Source organism: Atribacteraceae bacterium (assembly GCA_035477455.1).
In the GTDB taxonomy this organism is placed as follows: Bacteria; Atribacterota; Atribacteria; order Atribacterales; family Atribacteraceae; genus DATIKP01.
The window spans coordinates 1-10,171 of the sequence record DATIKP010000105.1 but is presented as its reverse complement, the minus strand read 5'-3'; the positions used below and the strand labels follow the sequence as shown (position 1 = coordinate 10,171).

Below are 10,171 nucleotides of genomic sequence, written 5' to 3'. Positions count from 1 at the left end.
TGACAATTCCTCTTTAACGTGCTTTGCTTGTTTCATGGCGTATCCTCCCTTCGGGGAGCGAGGTGATTTCTTCATAGGAACTTCACCTTAGGATACGCCACCTGTTTTCATTTGGCTATACACAAGTTTTGAGTGTAGCTCGCGGAGAGGGACTCGATTCCCCCGGCTCTGGGCTAAGCTGTTCACTCTTTTTGTGTTTTCCCCTGGTGGAAGAAGAGGTTTTGAAACCACTTGAACTGGGCCAGGATCAACAGCACAATCGCTACCACTAGTATCAATGATACCGGCCGGGTAAGGAATGGGACAAAACTCCGGTGCACCCAGAAGGCCCGCCGCAGGTTTGCATCGATCATTGGACCGAGAATCACCCCTAGGACGAAAGGGGCCACCGGATACCTGAGCTTCAACAGCACGAAAAACAGGAGGCCCAACACTACCATGACAAAGACATCGAATATACGGATATGGATAGCGTAGGCCCCCATCACCGACAACACGGCGATAATGGGCATCAGGATGCGAAGCGGTGTATCCAGCACCTTGATGAAAAAGCGGGCCACGAAAACTCCACAAATGGACAGCGCCAAGGAAGCCATGAACAGGATTCCTCCCATTTCCTGGATAAAACCGGGAAATTCGAAACCGAGCATCGGCCCCGGACGCACGCCGTGCAAAAGGAGGGCTCCCAATAGAACCGCTGTCGGAGGACTCCCCGGGATAGACAACGTGAGCAGTGGTATCAGCGCTCCCCCGATAGCGGCATTATTGCCGGTTTCCGCCGCAACCACCCCTTCCACAGACCCCCGACCGAATTCCTCCTTTTTCCGGCTCATCCCCCGGGCGGCGAAATAGGACATCCAGGCACCAATATCCTCACCCACCCCGGGAATAATCCCCACCCCCGTCCCAATCAATCCCGAACGGATCGCGTTGGGCAACTGGCGTAAAAACTGTGACCATTTGGGGAACATGCTGTCAGAGGTGGGGATACGGGGTGGCAGGGTAAGCTTCAGATTGTCCAGGATCTGGGGAATGCTGAAGACCCCGATCATGGCTGGGACGAATGAAATCCCGATCATGAGTAGAGGACTACCAAAGGTAAACCGGGCGTATCCATGCAGTTCGTCTATGCCGACAGTGGAAAGGAGCATACCCAGGAAACCGGCGATCCAGCCCTTGATTTTTAGATCCTCCCCGGCCACGAAACCGGAAATCAATACTCCGAAAAATCCGAGTAGGGCATACTCGGCCGAGGTGAATAGGAGGGCGAACCTTGCCAATTGCGGGGCGATGGTCATCAGCATAATCAATCCGAAAAGGGTACCGAAAACGGAAGCCATGCGGGTGATCCCGATAGCAAAACCAGCCCGGCCCCGGGTAGCCAGCGGATAACCGTCCAGGGCAGTGGCCGCCGCCGAACCGGTCCCCGGAATATTAAGTAGTATAGCGGTAATCGAGCCTCCATAAATCGCTCCCACATAAAGGCTCATCAGGATGACAAGAGCTATCTCGGTGGGCAGGCCATAAGTCAGGCCGGTGAGTAGGGCGATACCCATGGTCGCAGTCAGGCCGGGCAACGCCCCGATGATGATCCCGAGGATGTTGGCCAAGAACAGGGTCGTCAGAGTGACCGGGTTGGTGATGATGTTTACAATCGATGAAATGAAATGTTCCATAAATCTATCCTCTTACGGTAATGGAATTCTGAAAAGGTTTCCAAATAGATAGGTGACACCCACGGACACGGCAACGGAAATAACGGCCATGGTATACCATGCTGCCGCTCGCACCACGAACATGGCTGAAAAAAGGTAAATGACCGTGGCCACGGCGAAATGCAGTCGGCCCAACAGCACGAAGATATAAAGGAGGAGCAGGCCTACCTCGGCCAGTAAAATCCAGAATGCGTTGGAAGCTAGCACGTTCCTCAGCTTGTCCAGGTAGGTACGATCCAACCCCCCGCTTTCCCGAAGGGTGGTAACCATGAGGGAAAGAGCCATGATCACGATACCAGTCGAGAGGATAAAAGGAAAGACGCCGGGGGCGATAAACCACCCCACTCGTTTCACCCCCGGCAAATCCACAAAAATCATCCTCACGCTTTGAACGAGCATCCAGGCCCCAAACCCCAGCAAGACAAGTGAAGCGACGAAGTCGTGTTTTCGCAGTTCCTTCTTGCTGTCCGACTCTTTCAGGACAAATCACCTCTTCTCATTCAAAGGGGTTGGGGATCCCAAATTCTTCCGGTGACACCCGGGCCAATCCTTCTTCCCAGAGTAACCAGGCAAAGATTGCCTGCTGTCGCTTCGCCAGCTCTCGGGCTTTTTCTCCAGAATATCCGTAAAGGGTGGATGCGACTGTTTCGGCGAACCGTTGTACTGGTTCCTTCTGCATCGCTTGATGAAACGCTTCGGTCACTTTTTCCAAGATCTCAGGCGGCGTATCGGACGGGAGACCAAATCCGACAAACTGCAAAAGAGGCATGATTTCAACCAGTTCTGGTACGTAATCGGTGATGGGCGGGATGGTCATGCCGGCGAACTCATGGGGCTTGGTATCATAGATGGCCAGAGGCCGTAATTCACCCGCTTTTAGAAATTCGGATTGTTCTCCGAGCCCGGTCCAGACCACGTCGATCTCTCCGGCCAACGCCGCCACGATGGATGGATGGCTCCCTGGATAAGGAATGAACTCAAGATCATATCCTCCGTATTTTTCCAGGGTAAGATACTGGATATTCCAGATACATCCCGGGATGGAGGTTGCTATAGTCAGTCCTCCCGGAGAGGCCGCGACGGCATCGAGAAGCTGCTGAAAATCCTCAAATGGTGAATCTTTTCGAACTGAAATCACCCCCGGGGTACCGCCCACCAGGAACAGCTCCCAATCCTCTGCGGTGGTATGGTGTGCTCCCAACACCGCCAGCCCCAAAAACCCTTCTGAGGCACCGTACCAAATATACCCGTCACGAGGGGCCGACCATACATAGGCGGTTGCTGTTCCACCCAGGGCACCAGGCATGTTGGAGACCACTACTTCTACTCCGAGGTAGGGTTTGATCGCTTCGGCGATAGCCCGGTTACTCAAATCGGTTGACCCACCGGCCGCCGAGAATACAATGATATTGATCGGCCGTGTCGGCCAATCCGCGCCAAACGCGACCCCGACCGACAGAGACATCATCAAAAGAGCCACCAGCAATCCCAGCACATACTTTTTAATCATGGTTTTTTCCTCCCAATACATGAAGTATTATTTTGTGACCGCCATTTGGGCGGCTTCCAATAATGTTTTATAAAGATCCTCCGCCCGGTAGGACTGGAGGTGCACCGAAGCGAGCTTCAAAGTTTCCTCACCAGTATTGCGAATTTGCACGACGTCTCCCGGTTCCACATATACAGCGGTATCGGCTTCGATTGGATACTCGCGGTCATTACAAATAAACACCCCCTTTCCGTAAATGATATAGATGAGCTCCAACCGATTTCGCACTCTCCGGTCGGTGGAACTGCCAGGGTCAATCACCGCCGAGATGAGACTGAGTTCATTGACTCCTTGACGGTCAGAACCGAAAACCATTCTCACTGTTCGCCGGTAGGGTTTTGGAATAGAAACTCCCGGTTCATCCCAAACGTAACGTATTTTCAAGCCCTTTATCCCCTTTCCCGCGGCATGTTTTAATCCACTATACCGAGACGTTGCCGGATAAAGTCCAGCGAAGTTTGGACTATTTCTTCCACTGCAGCAAGCGGCTTGATCTCGTCCAGGGTATCGAACCGAGACCAGTTCCGGCTTTCGAAGAAGTAAGGAACCTCAACGGTAACCGGGAGATGGCGGTGGTCTTCGCGAAGCATTTGGCAAATAGGATCAAAGCTAACTAGTCCTTGACCCACCGCGCAGTAGTGCAAACGGTCATCCTGTAGGCAGGCGTCCTTGAAGTGTAGATTTGAGCAGTACGGCAGGGCAACATGAAAATCTTCGGGGAGATTGATATTCCCCCGCTGTGAATAGAAAATATTTCCGGTGTCGTAGGTCAGCCGGACCTGAGGTGAGCCGATCCGTTCCATAAGTTTCCCGGCATCCTGTCCCGTTTCAAGTATATCACCGGGCATGGCCGTCTCCAGCCCCACTATCAGGTCTAGAATTTCCGCCTCCCGGACCACTTCTTCCATGTACCGGTAAAAATCATCCGCCCTCTCCCGCGGTCCCTGGTTGGTGGAGATGATCTTCGCTCCTATTTCCCGGGCGAAGCGCATCTTCTTTTTGAACAAGGACACCTCTTCCGCTCTCACCAGGTACATGTGGCCGCTGAAAGTCACCGCTTCCAGGCCATGATCGGTCATCATTGTCCGAATTTCCGCGCTACGGCCTAAGTCCTCTTCGCTGATGTGAGCCAAGTAAGCATTACCCTTGAACGTAGCGGGGGGCTTGATAAAGTCCAGATCAACGTAACGGATTCCCAGCCGGGACAAACTCTGAAAAACCGTGACCAGATCATACCCTTTGTACAGGTTCGCCCCCACGCTGACCGGCCATTCCATAGAAATTCCTCCCATCTTTATTTATCACAGCACTTCGTCGTAGAGGTAGCGGAGAGTCTTGTGTGGTGTATCGTCAAGAATATTTCGTTCGATCAAGACATGATCAATCTCTGCGGCTTTTTTCTCCAGAACCCTGGAGAGATGGATGCTGGTGGCCAGCACTTCCGCCGTATCCCGGTTTTTAGGCGTGACGTCAAGGGCGATCCAGCCTTGGTAAGCGGATCGCACCAGGTAATAGATGAATTCGAGATACCCAAGGAGATTGCGTCCTCCCGAGATCAGGTCCCAATCCCAGTTCCCATCATTGTCATTGATATGTACGTGAAACAAGCGACCCTCCCCCTGAAGAAGAGCCAGGGATTCGGCCGGGTTTTCTTTGGCAAAAAGAGCATGCCCTGTGTCCAACGTCACCCCGACGTTTGTCAACCCCGTTTTACAACAGGTAAACAAGGCGCTGTGCACGTTTGACAACAGATACTGGGCCAGCGGTTCAGCCCCCTTGTATTCAAGACTCAACCGTATATCAGGAAAGGCGGTAGCCGCCTCTCGGACACCCTCGACGAAGTATCGCCAGGCCCGGGAATAATCCATCTCGAAGTGGTAATCATACCCGTCCTGCAGAGGACACACGGTTACGAGATTCGCTCCCAACTCACGAGCCAGTTCCATGCCCCGAGAAATATATTCGACGGCCTTTTTCCGGGTATCACGTGATTCGGCCGATAAAGAACGGCGATTCCAGTGAGCCTCTCCCTTGATGTCCACATTGACTGCGGCGGGAAGCAAACGGTAGTGCTCCAGAAGTTCTTTAGTCATGGAAAGATCTTGAAAATCATAGGGATACACGAGTTCGAGACCATCGACCCCTTCGATTGTCCGGGCGAGAGCGAACTTATCTTTCAGGTTTCGGGCTTCATGATAAAACTTGAACCGGTCTTTAAGCTGCCCCAAAAATCCAGAAATAATCGCGTATCGAAAACCCATCGAGTCATCCTCCCTCACTTTTGAGTTTCAATATATGGCGCAAAGTCCTTTCCAGGTGAACAGCCATGCTCTCCACGGCACCAACGCTATCCCGCTTTTCCAAACTTTCGAGGATTTTCATGTGTTCCGGATAGGTTTCCTCCGGGGGCCGGAGTAGTCCCTTTAAAAGACCTTTTACCATAAACCCGGAGCGGATAAGGATATCGGCCAAGTCGCGGCTGGGACAGGTTTCGGCTAGAGATATATGAAAGGTATTGTCCATCCGCCGGTATTCTTCATCGCGATTTTGAGCTTGCATGGCACGATCAAATCCCGACCGGAGGCAGGCGATTTTCTCCCGGGTAATGACGGGGGCAACATACTTACAGGCCAGCTTTTCCAGGGCGATTCGAATCTCCCAAATCACGACCATCTCATCTAGAGATAGCTCGCGGACGAAGACCCGGTTAGTGTCTTGGCGAACGACCAAACCGTCGTTTTCCAATTCACGGATGACATGCATAACCGGAGTACGGCTGATGCCAAGCTTCCGGGCAAGTTCATCTTGTACGAGAGGTTGACCGGGTTCCAACTCACCATCCATCAATAACTGTCGAACCCGCTGGTATGCCTGATCAACCAGGGTGGTCTTTTTGATTTCCAAAGGGGTTTTCATATTGTATACAGTATACTGTATACAATATGAAATGTCAATGGCCCGACTTACTTCATTCTTTCTCCTCTCAAGAACTCGCTTAAGATGTCCTCTTTCTGAAACCTGCTGTATAAAGGGGGTAACCCAAAAAGAAGGAGGCCCCGCATTGGAAGGAGGACGGTTAACGTTGAATACAAAGGAAAGGACCCGGCTGGCCTGCCTGTGCGACGCACGCAGACAGGTCATTCTGGCCCGGGTACCGGAAAAGAACATGACCATCAGGGATGGCTTGCCGATCTGGGGCATCAGTTAGCGGCACACCCGGGATCGTGTAACGCTACCGGGAAGTAGGAGATACCAGCCTCATCCACCGCCCTCGCGGTCGGCCCTCTGCCCGGGCCAAGCCTCCGACCTTCCAGGAGAAGATCTCAGACCTCTACCGGGCACCCTATCAGGGCTTGGGACCCCAACCCCTTGACCTCCGAGAAGCCGGCCGGAGCACGACTCTCTCATTGCTCATGAAACCCTGCGGCGCTGGTTGCTCGCCCAGGGTCTGTGGAAGAGAAAACGAAAGAGTCCCCAACACCGGCAGAGGAGACCACGCAAGGAGCATTTCGGAGAGCTGGTCCAGCTGGACGGGAGCCACCACGACTGGTGCAAGAACCAGGAGCAGGAATGCTATGAACCTCACCACTGACCACTGGGTGGTCCGCTACTACAACCGCCTCTTCCCGATCCTTCCCTCGTCGACCTGTCCCCCGGCCAAACAGCGGCTGACCGTCCAGGAACACCGGGCTGGGACCATCTCCCTGGAAAGCCTCTCTTTGTTCCTCGTCGCAAGAAGCCTACGGATAGGACGGCTCGGGAAATTATATGTTGTTTATGGAGAGGAGGTATCTCAAGAGGACATTTTAAAAGAGCTAAAAAGGAGGACATTTTAAAAGAGTCTTGACAAAATTGCGAGCTTCTCTTGACATATGTGAAGTCTATACGCAAACTGATTAACGATCTTGACTGAATCCGGACACCTGGGTACAGTATAAGCACCCGGCGTCGCTTCGCTTCGAATCCTGCTGGAATCACAGAAACAGGTGGCCGCTTTCAGCGAAATAGGCAACCACCGGGTGAGGCAAAACGAGCTCAGGATCTGTGTTGCTGCTTGTAACGAGCGAGAAGATGATCAGACAAGCGAAGAAATTCGTTCATCCGGCTGCGAGGTAATCTCGGGAATCGGAGAGATGGAAGAGAAGCGCATTGGTGGAAACTACGGTCGGTAGGTCATACAGCGTCTGAGAGAAAATGCGGCAGTTGAAAAAGAGAGCTACGATTATTAGGGGAGGCATTATGGCGAAGAGTAACCAGGTTATTCCCGTGGCCAGAGGCGATGGTATTGGTCCGGAGATCATGGATGCATGTCTGTATATCTTGAGGGAAGCAGGCGCTCGTATTGAGCCGAGGTTTGTTGAGATTGGCAGGGAGGTATATCTTGCAGGGTATACCGCGGGCATTACCGAGGAGACCTGGGACATCCTCAGAGAACACAAGGTGTTTTACAAGGCTCCTATTACCACCCCCCAAGGGGAAGGATTCAAAAGCCTTAATGTTACGGTTCGCAAGGCACTCGGTCTTTATGCCAATGTGCGTCCGGTAGTCAGCTATCATCCTTTTGTACCGGTAAATCATCCGGGCATGGATGTGGTGGTTATCCGTGAGAACGAAGAAGATCTTTACGCCGGAATCGAACACCAACAGACACCCGAGGTTGTCCAGTGCCTCAAGTTGATCTCGCGTCCGGGTTGCGAGCGTGTTGTGCGCTATGCTTTTGAATACGCCCGCGCCTACGGCCGTAAGAAGATTACCTGTATGACGAAAGACAACATCATGAAGCTCACTGATGGGCTCTTCCACAGGGTATTCGATGAGATCGCTCCCGAATATCCGGAGATAGAGAGTGAGCACTGGATCGTCGATATAGGGACGGCGAAACTGGCGGACACACCCACCAGCTTTGATATGATTGTGGTGCCCAATCTTTATGGGGACATCATTTCGGACATGTTAGGGCAGATCGCCGGATCGGTAGGATTGGCGCCCGGGGCAAATATTGGCGATGATTACGCCATGTTTGAAGCCATTCACGGTTCTGCTCCCCGTCATGCCGGGAAGGGTATAGCCAATCCCTCCGGCTTGCTTCTTGCCGGGGTGATGATGTTGATCAGCATCGATCAGGCAGATGTCGCCGAGCGGGTTCACAATGCCTGGCTTAAGACGATCGAAGACCGCGTGTGGACCTACGACTTGGTTAGAAGGGCAAAGAATACGGGTGAAACAAGATACAGCGAGGTCGGCACCCGGGAATTTGCCAAAGCGGTAGTTGCCCGGCTGGGTCAAATGCCTGAACTTCTCAAATCAGTCAAGTACGGTGGGAAGTCCATTGGAATTCGGAGAGCGCAGTTGACCGACGTGCGTGACGCCATGATGCAGCTTGACGGCGTCGATGTATTTATTGGAAATGGTAAGCTCTCTCCGGATGAACTTGGCCGGAAATTGGAAAAGCTCGCTGAACCCAAATTTCGCCTGATTATGATCTCCAATCGTGGACAGAAAGTGTATCCGGATGGTTACCCGGAGACCTTTTGTACCGACCACTGGCGTTGCCGTTTCCAGGTGCCCGAGGGGTCTCCTCGCCTGACGCATGCCGATATCCGATGGCTGTTGGAGGCCATTGAGCAAAATAACCTTGAGTGGATTAAGCTTGAGAATCTCTATTTGATGAATGGCCAGCGGGTATATACCCTCGGTCAAGGCCAATGAAGGCAGCCTTCCTCTAAGGCGGCTTGAGGGATTACGGTGATGTAACCTTAACCCCGGGAGAGCCGGTTGAAAAGCTGACCTTGGACTGGCGAAAGAGCAGTGGTATCCAGTTATCGGTGCCGGGTGTGTACGATAAAATGGGCAATAGCCTGTGAGAAAAGAGAATCTTCACCCATCACCGATTATCGATTGTTTCAGGGTATATCCTCTTACTTAGCCTCGGGCTTGGCCATCAGGGCCAGGATCCCTCCGATGATCAGGAGAATTCCCGGGACAACATAACCGACCAGGAGGACAACAAATCCGAGAATGCCGCCAATCAACATCAGGATGCCCGATAATCTCTGGTTTTTATTGACTATCGCAGCGCCGACCAAGCCGACGATGGAGAAGATCAGGCCGCCGATTCCGCTCCCTATGGCCAGCCGACCTACGGCGGCACTCATCTCTTCCAGTTCTGCGGGGAGTTCACCGTTTTCAGTGAGGACTTGAGTGGCCAAGTTGGCTACCGCGCCAGTCCCGATAGCTAAAAGTGCGGTCACGATACCAATAATACCACCGATGATTCCGAGTATCATTCCCGCTTTCTTCATGTATCCCACCCACTGAACAGATTTACTGGATAAAAATTTTACCAGAAATTGGATCGACAATCAATAGAATCGGGACGAAATGGTGAGAATATGGGATATTTAAACCGATATATCTAAGGGAAGGCCATATTTTCTTTTTTGGCTTGACATCACTTCGTCCTTTGGCTATATTTATTCAGGCATAACCGACCATACAGGGGTGGTATGCCGGTGTAGCTCAGCTGGCAGAGCAGCTGATTTGTAATCAGCAGGTCGTCCGTTCGAGTCGGATCACCGGCTCCATTATACGGGGAGGTACCTAAGTGGCCAAAAGGAGCGGACTGTAAATCCGTCGGTATACGCCTTCGAAGGTTCGAATCCTTCCCTCCCCACCATACGACTTTAATGAAGCCTGCGTAGCTCAGTGGTAGAGCGCATCCTTGGTAAGGATGAGGTCATCGGTTCAATCCCGATCGTAGGCTCCATTTCTTTTTTGTTTTAACCGAGAGATTCGGGATTCCGAAGGGTAGCCGGCACGCGGTGAACACGGAACCGAGCTTGATTGAGGAAGAGGAGGATACCTATGGCCAAGCAGAAATTTGAACGCAAGAAACCCCACGTCAACG

11 protein-coding genes and 3 tRNA genes are annotated in these 10,171 nt (G+C 52.4%); 6 read left to right on the top strand and 8 right to left on the bottom strand.

Annotated elements, in window-relative coordinates; genetic code table 11:
* Window positions 1-182 precede the first annotated feature (182 nt).
* The 7 genes from VLH40_06555 to VLH40_06525 are packed head-to-tail and all read right to left on the bottom strand — an operon-like array spanning window position 183 to window position 6,168.
* Window positions 183-1,676 carry a tripartite tricarboxylate transporter permease gene (locus VLH40_06555; protein ID HSV31664.1) on the bottom strand — a complete coding sequence of 498 codons (1,494 nt, stop codon included), beginning with the start codon at window positions 1,674-1,676 and terminating at the stop codon, window positions 183-185.
* Window positions 1,677-1,688: 12 nt separating this feature from the next.
* Entirely contained in the window at window positions 1,689-2,168 is a 480-nt protein-coding gene (locus VLH40_06550) for a tripartite tricarboxylate transporter TctB family protein (protein ID HSV31663.1), read from the bottom strand.
* Between the two features lie 43 nt (window positions 2,169-2,211).
* The gene (locus VLH40_06545; protein ID HSV31662.1) at window positions 2,212-3,225 is read right to left on the bottom strand and encodes a tripartite tricarboxylate transporter substrate binding protein; all 1,014 of its coding nucleotides are present in this window, start codon (window positions 3,223-3,225) and stop codon (window positions 2,212-2,214) included.
* 27 nt (window positions 3,226-3,252) lie between these two features.
* Window positions 3,253-3,648, bottom strand: a complete 396-nt coding sequence (locus VLH40_06540) for a cupin domain-containing protein (protein HSV31661.1) — start codon at window positions 3,646-3,648, stop codon at window positions 3,253-3,255.
* 29 nt (window positions 3,649-3,677) lie between these two features.
* Entirely contained in the window at window positions 3,678-4,541 is an 864-nt protein-coding gene (locus VLH40_06535) for a sugar phosphate isomerase/epimerase (GenBank protein ID HSV31660.1), read from the bottom strand.
* 24 nt (window positions 4,542-4,565) lie between these two features.
* Window positions 4,566-5,525, bottom strand: coding sequence for a TIM barrel protein (locus tag VLH40_06530; GenBank protein ID HSV31659.1), 960 nt, complete (start codon window positions 5,523-5,525; stop codon window positions 4,566-4,568).
* Window positions 5,526-5,529: 4 nt separating this feature from the next.
* Window positions 5,530-6,168 (bottom strand): GntR family transcriptional regulator, encoded by a 639-nt coding sequence (locus VLH40_06525; protein HSV31658.1) that lies wholly within the window; start codon window positions 6,166-6,168, stop codon window positions 5,530-5,532.
* A 178-nt stretch (window positions 6,169-6,346) separates the two neighbouring features.
* Here VLH40_06525 and VLH40_06520 point away from each other — a divergent pair, with 178 nt between their 5' ends.
* From VLH40_06520 to VLH40_06510, 3 genes are all read left to right on the top strand, one after another.
* Window positions 6,347-6,472 carry a hypothetical protein gene (locus VLH40_06520; protein HSV31657.1) on the top strand — a complete coding sequence of 42 codons (126 nt, stop codon included), beginning with the start codon at window positions 6,347-6,349 and terminating at the stop codon, window positions 6,470-6,472.
* Window positions 6,473-6,839: 367 nt separating this feature from the next.
* Window positions 6,840-7,100: a hypothetical protein gene (locus VLH40_06515; protein ID HSV31656.1), complete on the top strand. Its 261-nt coding sequence runs from the start codon at window positions 6,840-6,842 to the stop codon at window positions 7,098-7,100.
* 403 nt (window positions 7,101-7,503) lie between these two features.
* Window positions 7,504-8,973 carry an NADP-dependent isocitrate dehydrogenase gene (locus tag VLH40_06510; GenBank protein HSV31655.1) on the top strand — a complete coding sequence of 490 codons (1,470 nt, stop codon included), beginning with the start codon at window positions 7,504-7,506 and terminating at the stop codon, window positions 8,971-8,973.
* A 209-nt stretch (window positions 8,974-9,182) separates the two neighbouring features.
* Here VLH40_06510 and VLH40_06505 read toward each other — a convergent pair whose 3' ends face one another.
* Window positions 9,183-9,566 (bottom strand): DUF4064 domain-containing protein, encoded by a 384-nt coding sequence (locus VLH40_06505; GenBank protein HSV31654.1) that lies wholly within the window; start codon window positions 9,564-9,566, stop codon window positions 9,183-9,185.
* Window positions 9,567-9,772: 206 nt separating this feature from the next.
* Here VLH40_06505 and VLH40_06500 point away from each other — a divergent pair.
* The 3 genes from VLH40_06500 (at window position 9,773) to VLH40_06490 (ending at window position 10,030) form a co-directional block, all read left to right on the top strand.
* Window positions 9,773-9,848: transfer RNA gene (locus VLH40_06500), tRNA-Thr, on the top strand.
* A 6-nt stretch (window positions 9,849-9,854) separates the two neighbouring features.
* Window positions 9,855-9,940 (top strand) — tRNA-Tyr (locus VLH40_06495).
* Between the two features lie 15 nt (window positions 9,941-9,955).
* Window positions 9,956-10,030 (top strand) — tRNA-Thr (locus VLH40_06490).
* Window positions 10,031-10,171 lie beyond the last annotated feature (141 nt).